The sequence below is a fragment of the Ruegeria sp. AB5 genome, assembly GCF_056542645.1.
Genome location: NZ_JBQGAE010000003.1, coordinates 64,684 through 85,739 on the forward strand (window position 1 = coordinate 64,684; position 21,056 = coordinate 85,739).

Here is a 21,056-nt window from a genome sequence, read left to right on the forward strand (position 1 = left end):
GCTTTGCTTTCTTATTCTTCGTCGGCTGCCTCTTCTGCAGCAACGCGGGCTTTGTCAGCCGCGCCTTTGGCATCCAGATCGCGATCCACGAATTCGATGATCGCCATCGGGGCCATGTCGCCATAGCGGAAGCCTGCTTTCAGGATGCGGACATACCCGCCCTGACGCTCGGCATAGCGAGGGCCCAGAACGTCGAACAGCTTTGCGACGTCTTTGTCTTCTTTCAGCTGCGATGCGGCCTGACGACGCGCGTGCAGGTCGCCGCGCTTGCCCAGAGTGATCAGTTTTTCAACGATCGGGCGCAGTTCTTTTGCCTTGGGCAGAGTTGTCTTGATCTGCTCATGTTCGATGAGCGAGCCAGCCATGTTCGCAAACAGAGCCTTACGGTGCTCATGAGTACGGTTCAGGCGGCGGTAACCACGTGCGTGACGCATTTTCTAGTTCCTTCTTTCGCGTTTTGCTTTGTCTGGCCGGCGATGCGTGTCACCGGCTCTCCTTGGGGCGGAAGTGCCCATACAGTCCCCGGATAGTCCCAATTTGGGCCGGGCATTTGGGAAGACGCGCTTAGAACGCGTCTTCGAATTTCTTCGCCAGATCTTCGATGTTGTCGGGCGGCCAGTCCTCGACATCCATGCCGAGGTGCAGACCCATGCCGGACAGCACTTCTTTGATCTCGTTCAGCGACTTGCGGCCGAAGTTCGGAGTGCGCAGCATCTCGGCTTCGGTCTTCTGGATCAGATCGCCGATGTAAACGATGTTGTCGTTCTTCAGGCAGTTTGCCGAACGGACCGACAGTTCCAGCTCGTCTACTTTCTTCAGCAGCAGCGGGTTGAACTCCAGACCGTCATCCTCGTCCTGGCGGCCAGCCGATTCCGGCTCGTCGAAGTTGACGAAGATCGACAGCTGATCCTGCAGGATACGAGCGGCATAGGCCAGCGCGTCTTCAGGCGTGATCGAACCATCGGTTTCGATCTTCAGGGTCAGCTTGTCATAGTCCAGAACCTGACCTTCACGGGTCGGCTGAACGTCATAGGCAACCTTTTTGACCGGCGAATAGATCGCGTCGATCGGGATCAGGCCGATGGGTGCATCTTCCGGCTTGTTTTTCTCAGCCGAGACGTAGCCCTTGCCAGTGTTGACGGTCAGTTCCATGAACAGGTCGGCGCCATCATCCAGATGGCAGATGACGTGATCGCGGTTCAGAACCTCGATGCCAGCGCTTTCGCTGATGTCGCCCGCGGTGACAACTGCGGGGCCTTTGGCATTGATCGACAGACGCTTGGGCCCTTCGACTTCCATGCGCAGCGACACGCCTTTGAGGTTCAGGATGATGTCGGTGACGTCTTCACGCACACCCGCAACCGAGGAGAACTCGTGCAGGACGTTGTCGATCTGAACGCTGGTGATGGCCGCACCTTGCAAGCTGCTCATCAGAACGCGGCGCAGCGCGTTGCCCAGGGTCAGACCAAAGCCACGTTCCAGCGGCTCGGCGACCAGGGTTGCCTGACGTGCGGGATCGTTGCCCGGCTTGCCGTCAAGCTGGGTCGGCTTGATCAATTCTGCCCAATTCTTGTGGATCATGTAATCCCTCCATTCCTGTCCGCGCCCCATGACCAACAAGGTGCAGACGCCCGAGGTTCAAAATGACGTGCTGGGGCCGTGCGAAAACGCGGGCCCCAGCCTAATTCAAAATCGCTTAGACGCGGCGGCGCTTCGGCGGGCGGCAGCCGTTGTGAGCAATCGGGGTCACGTCGCGGATCGACGTGATGTTGAAGCCCACTGCAGCCAGCGCACGCAGAGCCGATTCACGACCCGAACCGGGGCCCTGAACTTCGACTTCGAGCGTCTTGACGCCATGTTCCTGCGCCTTTTTGCCTGCATCTTCTGCAGCCATCTGAGCGGCGTAGGGGGTCGATTTCCGCGATCCCTTAAAGCCCATGGTACCGGCAGACGACCACGAGATGGCGTTGCCCTGTACGTCCGAGATCAGGATCTTGGTGTTGTTGAAGGTCGAGTTCACATGGGCAACGCCCGATGCGATGTTCTTGCGCTCTTTGCGCTTAACGCGAGTCTTGTCACGTGCCATCGGTCAGACCCTCCCTTATTTCTTCTTACCAGCGATGGCCTTTGCGGGGCCTTTGCGGGTACGAGCGTTGGTGTGGGTGCGCTGACCGCGAACCGGCAGGTTGCGGCGGTGACGCAGACCGCGATAGCAGCCCAGGTCCATCAGGCGCTTGACGTTCATCTGAACTTCACGACGCAGGTCACCTTCGACGGTGAAGTTTGCGTCGATGTGCTCGCGGATGGCCAGAACTTCGGCGTCGGACAGTTCGTTGACGCGACGATGCGCTTCAATGCCCACGGCTTCGCAGATCGCTTTGGCCGAGGTGTTTCCGATACCGGTGATATATGTGAGGGCGATAGGTACCCGCTTTGCAGTCGGGATGTTTACGCCGGCAATACGTGCCACGTGTCACTTTCCTTTTTGTTGCGGTTCCGTAGCTCCGGAACCTTTTTTCACAACACTTGACCGTGGCAGTGACGCCAGAGGGTCCAGTATTATTCGAGGTGGTCGGGGCATTTGGGACGAATCCCGCATGCGGTCTTGATTCCCTTTAGGGATGGGGGTCGATATGGGCTTTTGGCGGTGCCGTCAAGCCCTTATCAGTCAGGCCAGCAAACCTTCTCTCTGACATGCTCATCAAAGATGAAGTGTTTGCTGCTTTCGTCGGAGCAAAAGTCGACGTGCGTGTTTGGCGAACCTAAGGTTCCTACCCAAAATCCACCGACTACAGCACCGACTAAAAAACCAACCAGACATCCGCCAGCGAACCCGAAAAACTTCCACATCGCTGGTATCCTGAGTTTTTGTGCGATCAATTCTTAGCCTAGAACCGCCTCGATCGACGCCGTGACTTCCTTGATATCCGCCAGCCCATTCACCGGTCGCAGATCGCCCTTGGCGTAGTAGTAGCCGATCAGCGGGGAGGTCTTTTTATAGTATTCCATCAACCGCGTGCGCAGGCTGTCTTCGTTATCGTCGGCACGACGAACGAAGTCGTTTTCCTTGCCGCAATTGGTGCATTTGCCATCTGCCGGGATCGGCTTGGTGATGTCGTTGTAGACCTCACCACACCCGCCGCAGGTTGACCGCGCCGTGATCCGGCCCACCAGCGCGTCATCGTCCACACGCATCTCGATCACCGTATGCAGCGACTGGCCCAGCTTGGTCAGCAGAGCCGACAGCGCATCGGCCTGTGCCAGCGTGCGGGGGAAGCCATCAAAGATGAAACCGGCACCTTTTTCGGTGGTCAGTTTCTCTTCGATCAGGCCGATCACGATCTCGTCGGTGACCAGCTTGCCCGCGTCCATGATCGCAGCAACCTTCTGGCCCATTTCCGTGCCCGAGGTCTTGGCCTCGCGCAGCATGTCTCCGGTGCTGAGTTGCACCATACCGCGGGTTTCAACCAGGTGACGCGCCTGCGTTCCCTTGCCTGCCCCCGGGGGGCCGAGAAGAATGATGTTCATCGGCGAGCAGCTCCCTTTCTGCCGCGTTTCTTGCTTTTGCCGCGCAGTTGGGACTTTTCAATCAGCCCTTCATATTGGTGCGCCAGCAGATGGCTCTGAACCTGTTGGATCGTATCCATGGTCACAGAGACGATAATCAGAACCGAGGTGCCGCCGAAATAGAACGGAATGGCGTATTGGTTTCGCAAAATCTCGGGCAGCAGACAGACAGCTGCCAGATAGCCCGACCCCAGTACCAGAACGCGGTTGACCACGTATTCCAGATACTCGGCGGTTTTCTTGCCGGGGCGAATGCCGGGCACAAAGCCGTTCTGTTTTTTCAGGTTGTCTGCCACATCGTCCGGCTTGAAGGCCACGTTGAACGTGTAGAAGTAGGCAAAGAACACGATCATCGACGCGAAGAACAGCAGATAGAGTGGCTGTCCGGGACCAAAGTTTGCCAGCAGCCACGACATGACAGGGCCATTGGCCGCGCCCGACGAGAAGGTCGAGATTGTCACTGGCAACAGCAACAGCGAGCTGGCGAAGATGGCGGGGATTACGCCCGACGGGTTGACCTTGACCGGCAGGTGGCTGGAGCCGCCCTCATACACTTTCATACCGGCCTGACGGCGCGGGTATTGGATGTGAATCTTGCGCAAGGCGCGCTCCATGAACACCACAAAGGTAATCACGGCAATCACCATCACGATTACGCCCACGATTACGGCCGGGCTGATCGCACCGGAACGACCGGATGCGAAGAACTGCGCCAGTGCAGCCGGAACCTCGGCAATGATGCCCACGAAGATAATCAAAGAGATACCGTTACCGATGCCGCGCGCGGTGATCTGCTCGCCCAACCACATCAGGAACATGGTGCCGCCCACAAGCGTGATCATGGTCGACATGCGGAAGAACATGCCCGGATCGGTCGCCAGATCGCCCGATTCCAGCGAAACGGCAAGGCCATAGGCCTGAACGGTGGCCAGTGCCACGGTGCCGAAACGGGTATACTGGTTGATCTTCTTGCGTCCCTGTTCGCCCTCTTTCTTGAGTTGCTCAAGCGCGGGAACCATCGACGTCAGCAGCTGCACGATGATCGAGGCCGAAATGTAAGGCATGATGCCAAGGGCAAAGATACCCATCCGCCCCAGCGCCCCGCCGGTGAACATCGAAACCATGCCGCCGATGCCTTGCCCCGCCTGTTCCATGAACTCTCGCAGGGCTTGCCCGTCAATCCCCGGCACCGGAATGAAGGTGCCCAGGCGATAGACGATCAACAAACCCAGCGTAAACAGGATGCGGTTGCGCAGATCGGTGGCCTTGCCCAAAGCAGCCCAGCTTGTATTGGCTGCCATTTGTTCTGCTGCTGATACCATATATCGGTCTCTCTTATGCAAACGCCGCCCGGAACCGTTTTCCGGCTCGGACGGCGTCTAGGAAAACTGTGAGGTCTATGTAAGCGGGTCTGCGCCCGCTCACAAGCGCTTACTCTGCCGCAGCAGCTTTTGTGACCTTAAGTGAGCCGCCCGCTTTTTCGACCGCTTCAACTGCGGCTTTCGAGGCGCCCGTCACTTCCAGGTTCACTTTGGCGCTGATTTCGCCTTTGGCCAGAACGCGGATACCGTCCAGCTTACGGCGCACCAGGCCCGAGGCAACCAGCGCGTCTTCGGTGATCGCGGCTTTGGCGTCCAGCTTGCCGGCGTCGACGAATTTCTGGATCAGGCCCAGATTGATAACGGCAAATGCCTTGCGGTTCGGCTTGTTGAAGCCACGCTTGGGCAGGCGCTGATACAGCGGCATCTGGCCGCCTTCGTAGCCATTGATGGCCACACCCGAACGGGATTTCTGGCCTTTGATACCGCGGCCACCCATTTTACCTTTGCCGGAACCGGGACCACGACCCACGCGCGTGCGTTTTGGTGTGGCGCCGGGATTGTCGCGCAATTCGTTCAGTTTCATATCGCTTCTCCTAAGCCGGATGTGACCCCGAAGCGTGATGGGCCAACCACGGCGTTTCTTGGTTTTGATTCTTGTGGCCCGAAAGCCACCGGAGCGCCTTACAGCTTTGTGCTCGGTCTTGCAAGCACTGCCGTGCCGCAATGGGTCGAGACTTTTTGCTTGCTGACTATCAGTATGACTTGGTCATGTGCGCAGACCTGTCCGACCCATACGGGCAAATGTGTTTACATGCGCGATTCGCCGTCGGGCAGGGTTTCTTTACCGCGAGCACAGCAATCTGCATGGTCAATTTCGTGGGCTTGACCAGCGCAGAATCAGGTTTGCAGCGATGGGTGCGCCGATGATCACCAGAACGATCCGCGTCAGGTGGTGAGTGATTACAAAGCCCAAATCGGCGCCTGAAACGATGGCCAGGACCGTCATTTCAGCCTGCCCGCCAGGGGCGAACGCAAGGAAAGCCTCAATCGGCTGACCAAATCCCAACGTGGTGACAAGAGCGGTGAAGGCGGCTGCCAGCAGGGCAAGCACGATGACATAGGCGAAGCCCGCCGACACGATGCGGCGCAGTTCTATCCATGTGACGCCCACGAATTTCACGCCGATCCCGCAGCCAATGAAGAACTGCGCGGCCAATATGGCTTCGCCCGGAGGCCGGGTGTGAATGAAATCACCAAGTGACAGGGCCGCCGTCAGAATCATCGGGCCGAGGATGGATGCACCGAACAGGCCGATCCGCTCGCCGCCTTTCCAACCGATAAGGGCCGCCAGTACCATTAGGACCAGTTCATGGACGGGCAGATCGCGCGCGGGCTCTCCGATCGGGTTGGTCAGCTGTGCGTCATAGAAAACAGTCAGAAACAGTGGGGCCAGCGTTACAATGATCAGAACGCGTGTGCCGTGTATCAAAGACAAGGTACGCGGGTTGGCACCAGCCTCGGTGCCGAATATGATCATATCCTGCAACCCGCCGGGCATGGCCGCATAGAACGCGGTGGTGGTGTCAAAGCCCCAAAACTTGCGAAAGAAAGGGACGCCGACCAGCGCGATGAGCAGAATGAAAAGCGGGACCAGCGCGATCGATGCTGCCATCTTTGGCAATTCACCAAACAGGGCCGGTGTGATCGACGCGCCCACAGCCACCCCCAATATGGTGCGCGCCGCAACCGAGACTTGCCCGAACCCTTCCAATGGTGCGTGTGCCAGCGCTGCGATCAGACAGGCTGTCATGGGTCCGAACAGAAAAGGGAGGGGCAGATCCAATGCCCAGAATGCCCCGGTGCCCGCCAGTGCCAGAGCAGTCGTCATAGCACGTTTCATCAGAAGAGAAGGCGGGTTGGTCTGCGTGAACAAGGTGCGGTTCCAGCGTCGTTGACTCGATTAGTATCCAAATGTATACAGTTGTACGCAATAAGACAAGTGAGGCCATGATGACCAGTCAGGACGACCCCGTGCAACCCGGCCCACAGGGCACGTCCGCGTATCAGCGCCTGTTGGATGAAATTCGCGATGGTATGCTGTTGCCTGGCGAACGCCTGCGCGAGATCGAGTTGTCTGAACGCTTAGGTGTCAGTCGCACCCCGGTGCGCGAGGCGATCCGGCAGCTTGAGGCCGATGGGCTTGTCACCCATGTTCCCAGGCAGGGCGCGACAGTGCGTAGCCTGGACTATGCCGAGGTCATGGAACTCTACGAGATGCGCGCCGTGCTCGAAGGTACGGCTGCACGGCTTGCGGCGCGGGCTGCGTCGGATGTCGAACTGGATGAGTTGGACGTGCTGAATGACCGCCTGGCCGAGGCAGGTACGGCCCCCGATGCCGTCCGGATCAACCGGATTTTTCACGCCACATTGTTGGATGCAGCCAAAAACCGGTTTCTGACAAAGTCCATACAAACTTTGCAAAAGGCGCTGTTGATCCTTGGACCGTCGCAGATGCTGGACGCCGAGCGGGCCGAAGCGGCGGTGGCCGAACACCGATGCATCATGGTCGCCTTGAAGGCCCGCGAAGGTGCTGCTGCCGAGACCGAAATGCGGGCGCATATTCAGGCCGCACAGCGGATGCGTATCCGCGCGTTGCAGGAGCGTGACCGCACAAACGACGAAGATCAGTAGCTAGTCGCCCCCAAAGGGCAGCTTGCGACATCGCGGTATTTGGCGCCGCCATGATCGCCGCCGAGGCTTTGGCGTGGTGTCGTTTTGCTAGGTGGGAATCAATCTATTTGGTCGCCCGCAGCGTCAAAGTCCGGCAATTTGGAAAGCGCGGATTTCAGCGCGTCACCCCATCCTTCGGAAATCGTTCGGAAATAGGGGTCGTCAGCTTCAAACCTTGACCGCCGACCCGGCTTGAGGCTGTCCTCGTCGTACAAAAGCAGGTCGAGCGGTGCGCCGACAGAGAGATTGGCCTTGATCGTCGAGTCAAAACTGACAATCAAAAGCTTTACTGCCTCGGGAAAGTCTATTTCCGGATCATACGCCCGCACCAGTATCGGACGACCGTATTTGGTTTCTCCGATCTGAAAGAAAGGGGTGTCGTCTCCGGCTTCGATGAAGTTGCCTTCTGGGTAGATCAGGAACAGGCGCGACGGTCCGCCATTGATCTGACCACCCAGGATAAGCGTGGCATGAAATGAGCTATCGGCCTGCTGACCGGACCGCGAGTGCTGTTCGATCACGTCATTCAGGGTTTCGGCCACCAATTGTGCGACTTGAAACATGGTAGGTGCCTCAAGGATCGAAGGTGAACGATCTTCGGGGGCTTTTGTGCGCTCTTCCAGTAGGCTTATCGTGGCCTGTGTGGTTGCAAGATTGCCAGCCGTCAGCAAGGTGATCGATCGATCACCGTCCACTGTCCAATTGAACATTTTGTTAAAGGTCGAGACGTTGTCTACGCCAGCATTTGTGCGCGTATCAGCCATAAACACCAGACCGCGGTTCAGCCGCATGCCCACAGCATAGGTCATTCTTGTCTCCGTTACTGCTGTGCGATCTGCAACTGCACCGTCAATTGCTCGCCCGCTGTCCCAATTCTGCTTCCTATTACCGGGGCAGCTTGCGCATAGTCCAGACCGGTTGCAACGCGGACATAGCGATTGTCAGGCGCAATTCCGTTCGAGACGTCAAACCCAACCCATCCGAGGCCGTCCAAATGTACCTCGGCCCAGGCATGTGTCGCATCCTGCAATTCGGTTTCGTTCATCATCAGATAGCCCGAGACATAGCGTGCGGGCAGGCCGATCTGGCGGGCGCAGGTAATGAAGATGTGGGCGTGATCCTGACAGACTCCGCGACCTGCTTCGATGGCTTCTTCTGCACTCCAGTCGGGGTGCGAACTTCCGATTTCGTAGTCAACGTGCTTTCGAATTGCCTCGGACAGGGCGTGCATCTGTTCAAGGGGTTCGCCCTGTGGCAGCGATCTGATCAACTCTGAAACGCCTTTTCCCGGTTTCGTCTGGCGTGTGCCGCGTTTGAACAGCCATAACGGCGTGGATCCTTCATGACGCCCCAGGACGCCATGCGAGTCCTCTACTTCAACAACGCCTTCTGAAATCAATGAGACACATTGGGTATTCGCATCGAAGCTGATCAGTTCCACAGTGTTGCGGTGATAGTCTTCAAAACTGAGTTCCTTGCGCCCTCCGGTGACTTCGGTGTTCCAGCTGACAATGTTCTGATTGCGAAATGACTTCGGCGTCTTGCGCAGTTGCTGTAGCCCAAAGGGAACCGGTGCGTCGAAATCGTATCGTGTCTCGTGTCGAATATGCAGTTTCATTGGTCTACTCATAAAACCGGTAGTCAATTTCGATCTGCCGGCTCAAGCGACCGAGGTCGCTGAGGAACTCTTCAATATACTCGTGCAGGCCAAAATCAAAAATGTCGGATATCTGCCGGTCCAGGTATTTTTCGAAAAGCGCATTGGACGCCTCACATGAAGGCCCGGCAAAGCCATAGTCTTTCTTCAGATAGGACAGGTTCTCCTGAATCTTTCGACAGCAAAAGTGCAGGCTTCGCGGCATGCGCTGGTCAAGGATCAGGAACTGTGCAATATCTGAGGGGCGTGTCTGCTGGCCATGTGTCATCCGATACCCGCCACCTGCGCCGACCGAACGCAGTATGCTCTCCCACTGGATGTTGTCCAGTGAAGAGCCGACCGAGAATGCGGTGGGCAAAAGGACGTAATACTTGACGTCCAAAATCCGCCCGGTGTTGTCGGCCCGCTCGACAAAGGTACCAATGCGGGTGAAATCAAAAATATCATTGCGCAGCATGGTTCCAAGGGTCGCGCCACGAACCAATGCGGCCTGATGCCGAATGAGTTCCAGCATCGCAGGCAGGTCCCGTTCGTTGACCCGGCGTTTCATCGCCTCGTCAATCTGCATCCAGGTCGAGTTTACTGCGCCCCAGACATCGTGCGTCAGGGCTGTTCTGACAAGACGGGCGTTGTCACGGGCCTGTTTGATAACCGATTTGATCGAAGACGGATTGTCGGCGTCGCGCAGCACCCAGTCTACCGCATTGTCTTTCGATATCTCGTCGTGTTTGTCGAGGTATCCATCAAGCACACCCGCCGTCTTTAGCACGGACCCCCATTCCTCGGCCGAGTTCTTGGTTCGGGTCAAAGCCATCCGTTGCCCGGTTTCCAGCAGTCTTGCGGTGTTTTCCGCCCTTTCCAGGTAACGGGACATCCAGAACAACCCACCGGCAGTTTTTCCCAGCATGGTCAGTCCTCCAGAACCCAGGTGTCTTTGGTTCCGCCGCCCTGGCTTGAGTTCACGACAAGCGACCCTTTCTTGAGTGCAACCCGGCTCAATCCACCGGGCGTAATCCTGACGCCTTCGGGAGAAACCAGAACAAACGGGCGCAAGTCGACATGTCTGGGCGCCAATCCGGACCGGGCAAAAATCGGAACCGTGGACAGGGCCAATGTCGGTTGGGCGATATAGTTCGCTGGGCGCGATTTCAGTTTGGTCCGGAAGGCTGCGATTTCCTTTTTGCTTGCGGTGGGCCCGATCAACATCCCGTACCCACCCGATCCGTGCACTTCTTTCACCACCAGATCGGTCAGGTTGTCGAGCACATAGGACAGAGACTCGGGATCGCTGCATCGCCAGGTCGGCACGTTTTGAAGCAGGGGTTTCTCGCCGGTATAGAACTCGACGATTTCCGGCATGTAGGAATAGATGGCCTTGTCGTCGGCAATCCCGGTGCCCGGCGCATTGGCGATCGTGATGCCGCCCGCGCGATAGACGTCCAGAATACCCGGGACCCCTAACGCGCTATCGGGGTTGAAGTTCAGCGGGTCAAGAAAGTCATCGTCAACACGCCGATACAGGACATCAATGGGTCGATAGCCCCGGGTGGTGCGCATACAAACGCGCCCATCGACCACGCGCAGGTCATGCCCTTCCACAAGTTCCACCGCCATCTGATCCGCAAGAAACGCATGTTCATAGTAGGCCGAGTTAAAAATGCCCGGCGTCAACACTGCAACTGTGGGCTCGCCTTCGGCGCAATTCGGCGCACACGCAGCCAATGACTGCCTTAAATTGCGCGGATAATCCGAGACATTGCGCACATTGGTCGCGCTGAAAAGCTCGGGAAACATCTTCAGCATAGTTTCCCGGTTCTCGAGCATGTAGCTGACGCCGGATGGGGTGCGTGCATTGTCTTCTAGCACGAAAAACTCATCTGGCCCGGTACGCACCAAATCGATACCGACTATATGCGTATAAACCTGCCCGGGCGGCGAAACGCCCAGCATCTGAGGCAAGAAGGCTTCGTTTCCGGCTATCATTTCGGCGGGAACACGTCCGGCCCGAACAATTTCCTGACGGTGATAGATATCGTGGAGAAACGCGTTGATCGCACGCACCCGCTGTTCGATGCCGCGTTCCAGGCGTTGCCATTCGCGCCCGGAAATCACCCGTGGTACGATGTCAAACGGTATCAAACGCTCTTCGGCCTCGGCTTTTCCGTAGACATTAAAGGTGATGCCGGTCAGCCTGAAGACTTCCTCGGCTTCTCGTTGTTTGGCTCTAAGTCTGGAAACATCTTCCGAATTAAACCAACGACCGATTTGTTCGTAGGGATCCCTAAGTGATCCATCGCCGTTGAACATCTCATCAAAGTACTCACTCATGTCCTGAGTTTGCCCAACAACTGAAAGTTTTCAAGAGAAACGCTGGCGGTTGCCCTTCAAAGCCACACAAGATGTCTATTTTTCGAGCCAAAAGACATTGTTTCGTGTGGGCCTTATCAAAAAGCGCTGCCCCCAAACTGCAGACAGGCCAACCCAGATTGCCCATCATTTTGCAGATCTGTGGTTGAAACGTATCCAGATCATCACACTCTGGTACAGCCTTGCTTTCATACCCCCAAGATGACCGGGCATCCTTGTGCCCATTGATTTTTTGGCGCGCGTAAAGAAAATGTAAAAATTTTGACGCGCACAGAGCACTAGTTGACGACGCGAAATTGACTATGGGTCTAGGCCCAGGCCATTCCTACTGGCACAAAGCAGGAAGATGCGGCCAACCAGTTCGTTGCGATCGTGGAGTTTTCTGGCATTCCCACACTGGTGAGCCAGGATTTCTCGACGGTTTACGCGGGTCAGCAGACAGTCAACGAAATGGGCGATCTTGCGAAACTGCGTTGTTGGTTTGGCCCGTATGTCCGACCCAGATCTGGCCAACTGGATTGACCGGATCGGCGTGTTTCCGAATTCGACGGTGGATTGCATCGCGCCTGCAACGATGGACCAAGTGGTATCGCAGTGCCGGCGCTTGGTTTCGGCGACCAAGCGCCAGTCTCATACGAGAATTTGCGCCAATGGGTGATCGAGGATGACTTCTGTGCCGGACGGCCACCCTTGGAACAGGTCGGGGTAGCGCTGACCCACGATGTTCACAGCTACGAGACCATGAAACTTCGTTTTTTGAACGAAGGCCACCAACTTATTGCAAATGGCGGATAAATCCTGAGTGCGCCGACCGTTTTAAACTGTATGCAAGACCCGGGCATCGTGGTGTTTTTTAACAAAGTCCAGGCTGAAGAAATTCTGTCTTATATCGACGCGGTTCCCGGAACCACAGCGAACGAACACCTTGGGTTGGAACACAGCCATTCATGACACCATCCGCAGCGTCGTTTTTGACGGCTCTGCACGACATCCGGGGTTCTTATTGCTATCGCTGCGTGATGCTCTGGCGTCCGGCTCTTCCGCAATCGGGCCGGCGCTGGCAGAGGCATTCTGATGCCGAATATGCGCGGGTAGTCGTGAGAACGGCTCAGAAATCGCCCCTGATGACCCGCAATAGGAGGGTTTGCAAAAAACCGCATCGGCATTGGCATTCTGCATGACCCCTCATTTAAAATGGTATTCGACCAGAGCGGGTTGGGTGCCTCCTTTGGAACTGCAAACCAAGCAACGGAACTGGTTTCTGAGAAAGCAAGACCAAGGGTGGCCTCCGGCAATGTGTGGCAATGGCGGGCCTAGTGAAACTGGGTTTCCTCGACTGACATCGCAACGGTTGTTCCCTTTTTCCCCCGGACGGCGTCGGGAACATCGGCCAAGGCGCATATAACGGCGCGTCCTCCAGTTGATCGCACAAACTCTTGCGCGGCCTTTACCTTTGGACCCATCGACCCCGCTGGGAAGTCGTAGTGGTCCAAAGCGTCCGGCGTTATCGCGCGAATGCCTTTTTGGTCCGGTGTTCCCCAATTCAGAAACACAGCATCAGCGTCAGTTGCTATCACGAACACGTCTGCACCAAGATTTTGGGCCAATAGGCAGGATGCGAAGTCCTTGTCGATAACGGCCTCGACGCCGATCAGTTTTCGCTCTGCACCTTCTTTGTACATCGTTGGAATACCGCCCCCGCCAGCGGCAATGACGGTTGCGCCTTTTTCCAGAATCCAACGGATCGGCTCGACCTGAAAAATGCGCTTTGGTTGGGGCGAGGGTACCACGCGACGCCAATAGTTTCCGTCCGGCTTGACCGTCCAACCCTTTTCGTCGGCCTCTTTCTGTGCGTCAGCTTCAGAATAGACCTGACCTATGAACTTGGTTGGGTTGTCGAAGGCCGGGTCATCAGGATCGACTTCGGTCATGGTCAGGAGCGTCGCTATATGGTGTTCAAATGGCAGGATATTGCCAAGCTCCTGTTCGATCATGTAACCGATCATACCCATCGTTTCACCGACAAGTACGTCCAGCGGATACTCCTCGACATCGGTGTAGGTGATCTCTTGCAGGGCCAGCATTCCGACCTGCGGACCATTGCCGTGGGTGATGACGGTTTCGTGCGCTTCACAGAGCGGGGCAAGGGCTTCGGCGGCAATCCGGGCGTTCTTGCGCTGATTGTCCGCCGTCATTTCCTCACCCCGTTTGAGAAGCGCGTTGCCGCCCAATGCGATGACAACACGTCCCATGGATCAGGCCCCCAACGTTGCGACGAGGATCGCCTTAATGGTGTGCATCCGGTTTTCGGCCTGCTCGAACGCGATGTTCATATCGCTTTCAAACACGTCTTCCGTCACTTCCATTTCGGTGATGCCGAACTGCTCATGGATGTCCTGACCGACCTTGGTTTCCAAATTGTGAAAGGCCGGCAGGCAATGCATGAACTTGACGCCCGGGTTCCCGGTTTTCTTCATCAGATCCATGTTGACCTGATAGGGGCTGAGCAACTTGATACGCTCGGCCCAGACCTCTTTGGGCTCACCCATCGAGACCCAGACGTCCGTATGGATAAAGTCAGCGCCTTCCACGGCAGACGTATCATCGGTGATGGTCACGCGCGCGCCGGACTTTTCGGCCCTCTCCATTGCCAGTTCCCTGACATCATCATGCGGCTGGGTTTCTTTGGGTGAGATCATACGTACGTCGCAGCCCATGATCGCGCCTAGCATCAGTAGCGAATTGCCCATGTTCGACCGGCAATCGCCCGAGTAGGCATAGATGATGTCCTTGCGCGGTTTGTCAGCGTGCTCGATCATGGTTTGCATGTCGGCAAGCATCTGGGTTGGATGCCAATCGTCCGTCAGGCCGTTGTAAACCGGCACACCCGCATATTCCGACAACGTCTCGACCATGTCCTGACCTGCGCCGCGAAATTCAATGCCGTCGAACATGCGGCCCAATACACGCGCCGTGTCTTTCATCGACTCCTTGTGTCCGATCTGCGAGCCCGAGGGATCGAGATAGGTGATGTTCGCCCCTTGATCGTAGGCCGCCACTTCAAAGGCGCACCGGGTCCGCGTCGACGTTTTTTCGAAGATCAAGCAGATGTTCTTGCCCGTTAGCGATTGCTTCTCGGCGCGGGCGTATTTCGCGCGTTTGAGGTCGCGGGCCAGATCCAGCAGATACAGCATTTCACGTTGGCTGAAATCGGCGATTTTCAGATAGCTGCGGCCTTTCAGATTGAATGCCATTTTTGTCTCTCCCTAACAAAAAGCTGCAAGCGCAGGGGGCTGCGCTGGTGATGAATTCAATACGCGGGGTCGCGATCGATCGGGCAGGTCATGCAGTGACCACCCCCACGCCCGCGCCCAAGTTCCTGACCGGATATCTCGATCACTTCGACCCCAGCCGCCCGCATCTTTCCGTTGGTAAACGTATTGCGCGCATAGCCGACAACAACACCCGGCGAGAGGGCCACGACGTTGTTGCCGTCATCCCATTGTTCGCGCTCGGCCTGGAATTCGTTGCCGCCCGTCGAGATCACTTCGAGCGAATTCAGCCCCAGGGCTTCTTTGTAAACGTCGAACAGGTGTCCTTTTTCCACGTGGATATCCAGATCGCCTCGGTCACCGGGGCGGATCGAGACGCAGGTGATCTGATCGGCGACTTCCGAGAATGCGGTGACCTTGTCGTGGTCGAGACAGGTAAAGACCGTATCCAGATGCATGGCCGCGCGGCTTTTGGGCATCGCACAGGCGACGACACGCTCAGCGCCACCCATTCTGAACAGGGCTTCTGAGACCTGAGCGACAGCCTGCCGGGTTGTGCGTTCGCCCATTCCAATGAAGACAGTTCCGTTGCCCACCGGCTGAACGTCACCGCCTTCGACCGAGGCCAAGCCGAAATCGTCGTCACTGTCGCCCCACCAGAACTCGAATTCGGCATCCTTGAACATCTTGTGGTGACGATAGACCGTTCGCATGATCAGGGTTTCCGGTTTGCGCGCAGGCCAATACATCGGGTTCGTCGTCACGCCGTTGAATATCCAGCACGAGGGGTCACGCTGGAACTGCGCATTCGGAATGGCCGGAAGAATGAAATCGCCCAGTGACACCAGATCGCCGAACTGCTCGTCGATCATGCCTTTGGGAAGATCCGCAAAGATGATCCCGCCCAGCATATGCCGCGCAAGCAGCTTTGCGTCCATCTCGTTCAGCCAGGCACGCATTTCCACGGAAAACCCCAGCCCGACCATGTTGGGCGTGATCAGGCGATCAAGAAGGAAAGCGCGCGCCGCCGGGTCCGATCTTATCGCTTCGGCCAACAGATCCTGAATGTCGTAAACCTCGACCCCGCGTTCCCGCATGAGCGAACAGAACTCGGCGTGATCCTTGCGGGCCTGTTCGACCCAGATGACATCATCGAACAGAAGTTCTTCGCAATTTCGCGGTGTCAGACGATCATGCGCCAGAGAAGGGCGCGAAACGATCACCTTGTTGAGCTTTCCGATCTCGGAATGAACGCCGAGCTTCATTGCATCTCTCCTTTCGAGGTATCCGTTTTCTGAGTGTTTTCAACGTCATTGGACTGGCTCCAGCGGACCCAGACATGGATTGGCACGCCTGCCAGCAGAAGGACCGAGCCAACCAGCACGGTTTCTGCACCCGAGCCGATGAAGGCCCAGGCCGAGTAGATGAACCCAAATGTGCCAAGGATGGCGACTTTGGCCAGTTCCGGCCCATGCAGGGCCTGCCCACCTTTCAGCCGGATCATGATCTCGGCCACCGAACAGATGGCGTAGGGCAGGAGGCTGGCAACAACAGCGAGAAGGATCACAAAGTTGAATGCAGCAACCAGACCCTGAGCATAGTTCATGATGATCAGCACCGAGGCCAGTGCATTCGACAGGATTAGTGCATTTGCAGGCGTATCGTATTTCGATTTCCGCCCGAGCGCGGCTGGAAAAACGCGGTCCAAAGCCGCCCCATAGGGCACCTGACCGCTAAGCAAAGTAAAACCATTGAGGGTGCCGAATGTCGAAATCACCGCCCCAATGGCGACAAGGGTCCCGCCTACGGGGCCGAACATGACCTCGCCGACGGCGGCGAGTGGGGCGGCGGACACGGCGAGCATCGCGGGGGGGATGACGCCCATCGCAACGGCTGTCACCGAGATATAGACGCTGGCCGCGATAATCACACCGATCACGGTAGCCCGCGGTATGGTCTTTTCCGGCTCGATGACGTCGCCCGATGGAACGGTTGCAGATTCAAGTCCGAGGTAAGCCCAAAGCGTCAGGGCCGCTGCGGCTGAAATCGCAGTGAACGCCGTGGTGCCGCTTTGGTTGATCGGAATATAGTTCTTGGTGTCGACCCAAAAGATACCCAGCGTGCCAATCAGGATGAGCGGAGCGAGTTTGAGAACGGTTGTGACAATCTGAACCAGACCAGCCCCTTCGACACCGCGAATGTTGACCAGAGTCAGAATCCATATCGCAAGCAAAGCAGTCGAAAGACCGTACATGGGAACGTCAACAATGATCGGAAACAGGAACCCCAGATACCCAACCAAAGCGACCGCGACCGCTGCGTTCCCGGTCCAGAGCGCGATCCAATACCCCCAGGCTATGATGAACCCGGCAAAATCACCGAACGCCTCTTGTGAGTAGGCGTAGGGCCCCCCGGGTTTTGAGACGATCCGCGACAGGCGTCCAAAAATGATCGCCAGCATAATCGCACCGGCCGATGTCAGCACCCAACCGCCAATTGCAATTGGTCCAAGAGGCGCAAGAGAAGCGGGCAGCAGGAACACCCCGGAGCCGATCATGTTTCCGACAACAAGCGCAATACATGCAGGCAGCCCCAGTGCGGCTGATGTTCGCATCGTCGCGGATGAGGAACGATCAGACATGTCGCAGGCTCAATCGGTCGAGGGGCCCGAAGTCTCTGCTGTAGGTGCGTCGATACCGGGGTCCACCATTGCTCCGACCGTAAGGGCCGCACATATAATAACGGCAAGTATAAGCAGAAGCGGGAACACAAAGCGCAGCCAACGATCATAGGACACGCGGCCTATCGCCAGCCCGCCCATGACCACCGCAAAGGTCGGGTTGAACAGGTTCACCCAGCCGTTTGCAGACTGGTATGCCGTCACCACCAGATCCCGTCCAACGCCGGCGAAATCAGCAAGTGGCGCCATGATCGGCATGGAAAGTGTCGCCAACCCCGACGAGGACGGTACCAGAAAGGACATCAGAATCTGAATGCCGAACATAGCGTTGATAAAGGCAAACTCACTCAGGCCGGACACAAATCCTTCGGCACTGGCCAAAATCGTGTCGGTGATCTTGCCCGCGTCCATGATGACAACCACGCCACGCGCAACGCCAATGATCAGCGCCACACCCAGCAGATCGCGGGCGCCATCGACGAAGGTTTCAACAAAGGTTGCTTCGTCCATCCGGGACCCTTCGTCCATTTTCCCCACCCACCAGACGATGATCGACATGACAAGGAACAGACCGGACATCTCGGCCATCCACCACCCTGCCGCAACCACCCCGTAGATCATGATTGCAAATGTCAGGCTAAACAGAACCAAGATCATCGAACGGGTTCGGGTCAATTCAGGGAACGCGTCATCACCTGCTGAGCCTTTAAGGAAATGCGCCCTGTTCTCGTCTGCTTGATCCGCAACCACTGATGCGGACGGATCGGCTTTGACCCGGGTTGCATACCGCATGACGAAGGCGATACCGGCGGCCAGGCAGAGCGCGAGAATAACGAACCTCAGAACGATCCCGTTGGTGAAGGGAATCCCTGCGCCCTGCGATGCCACGACGGTTGCAAAGGCGTTGAAAGTCGAGCCCAGCGTCCCAATACCCGCGCCCAGCATGATCACGGCAACACCGGTCAGCGAGTCGTAGCCAGCACGTATGAAGACCGGAATAATCAGCGCATAAAACGCCAGGGATTCTTCGGCCATGCCATAACTCGTCCCTCCAAAGGCGAAGGCGGTCATCAAGATCGGAATCATCAGAATTTCGCGCCCGGCAAGCCTGTGCAACAACCACCCGATGCCGGCGTCTATGGTGCCTGTCTTGGTGACAACCATCAGAAAACCACCAATGATCAGTACGAAGACAGCGACATCAATGGCGGCACTTGATGAACTTCCCAGCAATCCGGGATCATACATTCCGGCAATCGGGGCGAGTATTACCGCTGTCAGGCCCTGTGGATTTGGTTCGACTTCATGATAGGTGCCAGGAACAGGCGCTTCACTGCCCAAAGCTTCGTTCATCTGGCGATCATATTCACCGGCCGGGATGACCCAGGTCAGGGCCGCGACCACGGCGATTAGAATGAATAGGATTGTGAAAGCGGAGGGAAACTTGAACTTGGACATCTGAGCTCGCATTTTGGGGGTGTTGAGTAGCAAACAGGCCAAACACTTAGGTTTTTTAGTCTCACTTTAATACTTCGATGACACCTTGTCACTCTCGATCGGCAGAGTCGAGGTTGATTTTGGACCGCAATACAAACCACGTTCGGGCCACACAAAACGACCACCATCCTCGGCCTTCAACGCAGCCGCATATTTCCCAAACGGAACGTTTCACACTGGTCTTTTGATCGCCCGCATTAGGTTCAGATTCGACCTATTTCCAAGCCATCCTGCGCTGGACCACGTTGCCATCAATCGCACGGTGCGCTGGTTTGGCATTGAAACGAAAAACCTGCTGAGCCTTGTAGAGCGACGTATTGCACGCAAGCACTTGCGGCAAAGGATCTGGGGTACCTCAAATACATGCACATTCGCGGTCGCTGTGCTGGGTAGAGCGCGTTGAAGATGGGGTTGTTTTCGCTTTTGGTCAGTCTTGCTCGGCCGCTCTGTGGCTGTTTTCCTGACGCGCCGACACGCCTTTGGCGGGGCTGGGCTACTCTGCCGCAGGGCGGGCTGTCGCAGGGTGTCTTCAAGGATCGCTATCCCACTCTATCTGTCGATTAAACGAACCAATGACAGGTGTGAGATGGACACGCTACTGCTGTCCCGTATTCAGTTTGGGGCAAATATTTCCTTTCATATTCTCTTCCCGACGATCACCATCGCCTTGGGTTGGGTGCTGTTGTTTTTCAAGCTGCGTTTCAACGCAACGCGGGATGAAAAATGGATGGGAGCCTACCGCTTTTGGGTGAAGGTCTTTGCTCTGTCCTTTGCGATGGGGGTTGTGTCCGGGATCACAATGTCCTTCCAGTTCGGCACCAACTGGCCGGGCTTTATGGAAAGCGTTGGCAACATCGCCGGGCCATTGTTGGCCTATGAGATTCTGACGGCATTTTTCCTTGAGGCCGTCTTTCTGGGCATCATGTTGTTCGGCTTTTCAAAGGTGCCCAACTGGCTGCACACGACAGCAACCTTCCTTGTTGCTTTTGGCACCACCATGTCGGCCTTCTGGATCCTGGTGCTGAACAGCTGGATGCACACGCCCGCCGGGTTCGAAATGCGCGATGGCGTAGCCTTTGCCACAGATTGGTGGGCGATCATCTTCAACCCCTCAATGCCTTACCGGCTGGCGCACATGCTGTTGGCCAGCGGTTTGACAGTGGCTTTTCTGATCCTCGGGCTCTCTGCCTTCCGGTGGTTGGTCGGCGACCGCGGACAGGATGTGCGTGCAACTTTCAAGACAGCCGCTTGGCTGGGGGCGCTGCTGATCCCGGTCCAGATCTATATGGGCGACCTGCATGGCCTGAACACACTGGAACATCAGCCGCAGAAAATTGCAGCGATGGAAGGCAATTGGGAAACCGGCCCCAATGTTCCGTTGGTTCTGTTTGCGATCCCGGACGAGGCTGTTCGGGAAAACCTGTACGAGATCAGCATCCCCAACCTCGCGTCGGTTGTTCTGACGCACAAGGCCGATGGGGTTGTGCCTGGGTTGAACGACTTTGTCGCCGAGGATGGCACAGTTCTGCACCCCCCGGTTTTGCCCGTTTTTTGGTCTTTCCGCATCATGGTGGGAACAGGTGTGGCGATGTTGCTGTTCAGCTGGTCGACCGTGTGGTTCATGCGGCGCGAAAGGGGGCCGGGCGGCGTGCCGAAACTGATGCAATTGGCCCTGGTGCCAATGGCTTTTTCCGGCTGGGTGGCCACGCTTGCCGGTTGGTACACAACTGAAATCGGACGTCAGCCCTGGCTGGTGCAGGGTGTACTGACCACCGAGCAGGCTGTTGCAGACGTCCCGGCACCGATGGTGGGTACGACGCTTGCCGCATATCTGTTGATCTACGCGGTGTTGATGGCCGCCTATATCGGTGTGTTATTTTACTTGGCCCGCAAAGCGGCACGGAGTGACATACCGGCCCGGTCAGATGCAAAAAACCCGCAGGCCGTGCCAGCGGAGTAAATGA

Annotated in this window: 19 protein-coding genes; 2 read left to right on the forward strand and 17 right to left on the reverse strand. The window is 56.9% G+C overall.

Going from position 1 to position 21,056, the window contains the following annotated elements:
* Nucleotides 1–11 precede the first annotated feature (11 nt).
* The 8 genes from rplQ to ACR0L4_RS07880 all read right to left on the reverse strand — a co-directional run bounded on the left by rplQ (nucleotide 12) and on the right by ACR0L4_RS07880 (nucleotide 6,777).
* Nucleotides 12–434 carry a 50S ribosomal protein L17 gene (gene rplQ, locus ACR0L4_RS07845; RefSeq protein ID WP_170749497.1) on the reverse strand — a complete coding sequence of 141 codons (423 nt, stop codon included), beginning with the start codon at nucleotides 432–434 and terminating at the stop codon, nucleotides 12–14.
* Nucleotides 435–564: 130 nt separating this feature from the next.
* Nucleotides 565–1,581 carry a DNA-directed RNA polymerase subunit alpha gene (locus tag ACR0L4_RS07850; RefSeq protein ID WP_170377644.1) on the reverse strand — a complete coding sequence of 339 codons (1,017 nt, stop codon included), beginning with the start codon at nucleotides 1,579–1,581 and terminating at the stop codon, nucleotides 565–567.
* A 115-nt stretch (nucleotides 1,582–1,696) separates the two neighbouring features.
* A complete protein-coding gene (rpsK, locus tag ACR0L4_RS07855; RefSeq protein ID WP_008757289.1) occupies nucleotides 1,697–2,086 on the reverse strand; it encodes a 30S ribosomal protein S11 in 390 nt (129 codons plus the stop codon).
* A 15-nt stretch (nucleotides 2,087–2,101) separates the two neighbouring features.
* Nucleotides 2,102–2,470: a 30S ribosomal protein S13 gene (gene rpsM / locus ACR0L4_RS07860; RefSeq protein WP_008757392.1), complete on the reverse strand. Its 369-nt coding sequence runs from the start codon at nucleotides 2,468–2,470 to the stop codon at nucleotides 2,102–2,104.
* Nucleotides 2,471–2,883: 413 nt separating this feature from the next.
* A complete protein-coding gene (locus ACR0L4_RS07865; RefSeq protein WP_480511939.1) occupies nucleotides 2,884–3,528 on the reverse strand; it encodes an adenylate kinase in 645 nt (214 codons plus the stop codon).
* Nucleotides 3,525–4,889 carry a preprotein translocase subunit SecY gene (gene secY, locus ACR0L4_RS07870; protein WP_170749494.1) on the reverse strand — a complete coding sequence of 455 codons (1,365 nt, stop codon included), beginning with the start codon at nucleotides 4,887–4,889 and terminating at the stop codon, nucleotides 3,525–3,527. The genes ACR0L4_RS07865 and secY overlap by 4 nt, the downstream gene beginning before the upstream one ends.
* A 109-nt stretch (nucleotides 4,890–4,998) precedes the next feature.
* Nucleotides 4,999–5,472, reverse strand: coding sequence for a 50S ribosomal protein L15 (rplO, locus tag ACR0L4_RS07875; protein ID WP_480511941.1), 474 nt, complete (start codon nucleotides 5,470–5,472; stop codon nucleotides 4,999–5,001).
* Nucleotides 5,473–5,757: 285 nt separating this feature from the next.
* On the reverse strand, nucleotides 5,758–6,777 hold the full coding sequence (locus tag ACR0L4_RS07880; protein ID WP_480511943.1) for an AbrB family transcriptional regulator: 1,020 nt from the start codon (nucleotides 6,775–6,777) through the stop codon (nucleotides 5,758–5,760).
* A gap of 122 nt (nucleotides 6,778–6,899) precedes the next feature.
* Here ACR0L4_RS07880 and ACR0L4_RS07885 point away from each other — a divergent pair, with 122 nt between their 5' ends.
* Entirely contained in the window at nucleotides 6,900–7,580 is a 681-nt protein-coding gene (locus ACR0L4_RS07885) for a GntR family transcriptional regulator (protein ID WP_480511945.1), read from the forward strand.
* Between the two features lie 98 nt (nucleotides 7,581–7,678).
* On the opposite strand, the gene ACR0L4_RS07890 is transcribed toward ACR0L4_RS07885, so the two are convergent.
* From ACR0L4_RS07890 to ACR0L4_RS07930, 9 genes are all read right to left on the reverse strand, one after another.
* Complete coding sequence (locus ACR0L4_RS07890; RefSeq protein ID WP_480511947.1) at nucleotides 7,679–8,428, reverse strand: proteasome-type protease; 750 nt, start codon at nucleotides 8,426–8,428, stop codon at nucleotides 7,679–7,681.
* 11 nt (nucleotides 8,429–8,439) lie between these two features.
* Complete coding sequence (locus ACR0L4_RS07895) at nucleotides 8,440–9,237, reverse strand: transglutaminase family protein (protein WP_480511949.1); 798 nt, start codon at nucleotides 9,235–9,237, stop codon at nucleotides 8,440–8,442.
* A gap of 4 nt (nucleotides 9,238–9,241) precedes the next feature.
* Nucleotides 9,242–10,183 carry an alpha-E domain-containing protein gene (locus ACR0L4_RS07900; RefSeq protein ID WP_480511951.1) on the reverse strand — a complete coding sequence of 314 codons (942 nt, stop codon included), beginning with the start codon at nucleotides 10,181–10,183 and terminating at the stop codon, nucleotides 9,242–9,244.
* A gap of 2 nt (nucleotides 10,184–10,185) precedes the next feature.
* Nucleotides 10,186–11,604: a circularly permuted type 2 ATP-grasp protein gene (locus ACR0L4_RS07905; RefSeq protein WP_170749487.1), complete on the reverse strand. Its 1,419-nt coding sequence runs from the start codon at nucleotides 11,602–11,604 to the stop codon at nucleotides 10,186–10,188.
* A 1,352-nt stretch (nucleotides 11,605–12,956) separates the two neighbouring features.
* The gene (gene arcC, locus ACR0L4_RS07910; protein ID WP_480511954.1) at nucleotides 12,957–13,895 is read right to left on the reverse strand and encodes a carbamate kinase; all 939 of its coding nucleotides are present in this window, start codon (nucleotides 13,893–13,895) and stop codon (nucleotides 12,957–12,959) included.
* A 3-nt stretch (nucleotides 13,896–13,898) separates the two neighbouring features.
* Nucleotides 13,899–14,897, reverse strand: a complete 999-nt coding sequence (argF, locus tag ACR0L4_RS07915) for an ornithine carbamoyltransferase (RefSeq protein ID WP_480511956.1) — start codon at nucleotides 14,895–14,897, stop codon at nucleotides 13,899–13,901.
* 56 nt (nucleotides 14,898–14,953) lie between these two features.
* Nucleotides 14,954–16,180, reverse strand: coding sequence for an arginine deiminase (locus ACR0L4_RS07920; protein ID WP_480511958.1), 1,227 nt, complete (start codon nucleotides 16,178–16,180; stop codon nucleotides 14,954–14,956).
* The gene (locus ACR0L4_RS07925) at nucleotides 16,177–17,556 is read right to left on the reverse strand and encodes an amino acid permease (RefSeq protein ID WP_480511960.1); all 1,380 of its coding nucleotides are present in this window, start codon (nucleotides 17,554–17,556) and stop codon (nucleotides 16,177–16,179) included. The genes ACR0L4_RS07920 and ACR0L4_RS07925 overlap by 4 nt, the downstream gene beginning before the upstream one ends.
* Nucleotides 17,557–17,565: 9 nt before the next feature.
* The gene (locus tag ACR0L4_RS07930) at nucleotides 17,566–19,053 is read right to left on the reverse strand and encodes a YfcC family protein (protein ID WP_480511962.1); all 1,488 of its coding nucleotides are present in this window, start codon (nucleotides 19,051–19,053) and stop codon (nucleotides 17,566–17,568) included.
* 625 nt (nucleotides 19,054–19,678) lie between these two features.
* On the opposite strand from ACR0L4_RS07930, the gene ACR0L4_RS07935 reads away from it, so the two are divergent.
* Nucleotides 19,679–21,052 (forward strand): cytochrome ubiquinol oxidase subunit I, encoded by a 1,374-nt coding sequence (locus tag ACR0L4_RS07935; RefSeq protein ID WP_480511964.1) that lies wholly within the window; start codon nucleotides 19,679–19,681, stop codon nucleotides 21,050–21,052.
* The last annotated feature ends 4 nt before the right edge of the window (nucleotides 21,053–21,056 follow it).

Excerpts from the sequence above, each read along its gene's own strand:
- ACR0L4_RS07900 (WP_480511951.1), bottom strand. The coding sequence starts at position 10,183 with ATGCTGGGAAAAACTGCCGGTGGGTTGTTCTGGATGTCCCGTTACCTG.
- ACR0L4_RS07895 (WP_480511949.1), bottom strand. The coding sequence starts at position 9,237 with ATGAAACTGCATATTCGACACGAGACACGATACGATTTCGACGCACCG.
- ACR0L4_RS07935 (WP_480511964.1), top strand. The coding sequence starts at position 19,679 with ATGGACACGCTACTGCTGTCCCGTATTCAGTTTGGGGCAAATATTTCC.
- secY (WP_170749494.1), bottom strand. The coding sequence starts at position 4,889 with ATGGTATCAGCAGCAGAACAAATGGCAGCCAATACAAGCTGGGCTGCT.
- rplO (WP_480511941.1), bottom strand. The coding sequence starts at position 5,472 with ATGAAACTGAACGAATTGCGCGACAATCCCGGCGCCACACCAAAACGC.
- ACR0L4_RS07920 (WP_480511958.1), bottom strand. The coding sequence starts at position 16,180 with ATGAAGCTCGGCGTTCATTCCGAGATCGGAAAGCTCAACAAGGTGATC.
- ACR0L4_RS07885 (WP_480511945.1), top strand. The coding sequence starts at position 6,900 with ATGACCAGTCAGGACGACCCCGTGCAACCCGGCCCACAGGGCACGTCC.
- ACR0L4_RS07930 (WP_480511962.1), bottom strand. The coding sequence starts at position 19,053 with ATGTCCAAGTTCAAGTTTCCCTCCGCTTTCACAATCCTATTCATTCTA.
- rpsK (WP_008757289.1), bottom strand. The coding sequence starts at position 2,086 with ATGGCACGTGACAAGACTCGCGTTAAGCGCAAAGAGCGCAAGAACATC.
- arcC (WP_480511954.1), bottom strand. The coding sequence starts at position 13,895 with ATGGGACGTGTTGTCATCGCATTGGGCGGCAACGCGCTTCTCAAACGG.
- ACR0L4_RS07880 (WP_480511943.1), bottom strand. The coding sequence starts at position 6,777 with ATGACGACTGCTCTGGCACTGGCGGGCACCGGGGCATTCTGGGCATTG.
- argF (WP_480511956.1), bottom strand. The coding sequence starts at position 14,897 with ATGGCATTCAATCTGAAAGGCCGCAGCTATCTGAAAATCGCCGATTTC.
- ACR0L4_RS07905 (WP_170749487.1), bottom strand. The coding sequence starts at position 11,604 with ATGAGTGAGTACTTTGATGAGATGTTCAACGGCGATGGATCACTTAGG.
- ACR0L4_RS07890 (WP_480511947.1), bottom strand. The coding sequence starts at position 8,428 with ATGACCTATGCTGTGGGCATGCGGCTGAACCGCGGTCTGGTGTTTATG.
- ACR0L4_RS07865 (WP_480511939.1), bottom strand. The coding sequence starts at position 3,528 with ATGAACATCATTCTTCTCGGCCCCCCGGGGGCAGGCAAGGGAACGCAG.
- ACR0L4_RS07925 (WP_480511960.1), bottom strand. The coding sequence starts at position 17,556 with ATGTCTGATCGTTCCTCATCCGCGACGATGCGAACATCAGCCGCACTG.
- rplQ (WP_170749497.1), bottom strand. The coding sequence starts at position 434 with ATGCGTCACGCACGTGGTTACCGCCGCCTGAACCGTACTCATGAGCAC.
- ACR0L4_RS07850 (WP_170377644.1), bottom strand. The coding sequence starts at position 1,581 with ATGATCCACAAGAATTGGGCAGAATTGATCAAGCCGACCCAGCTTGAC.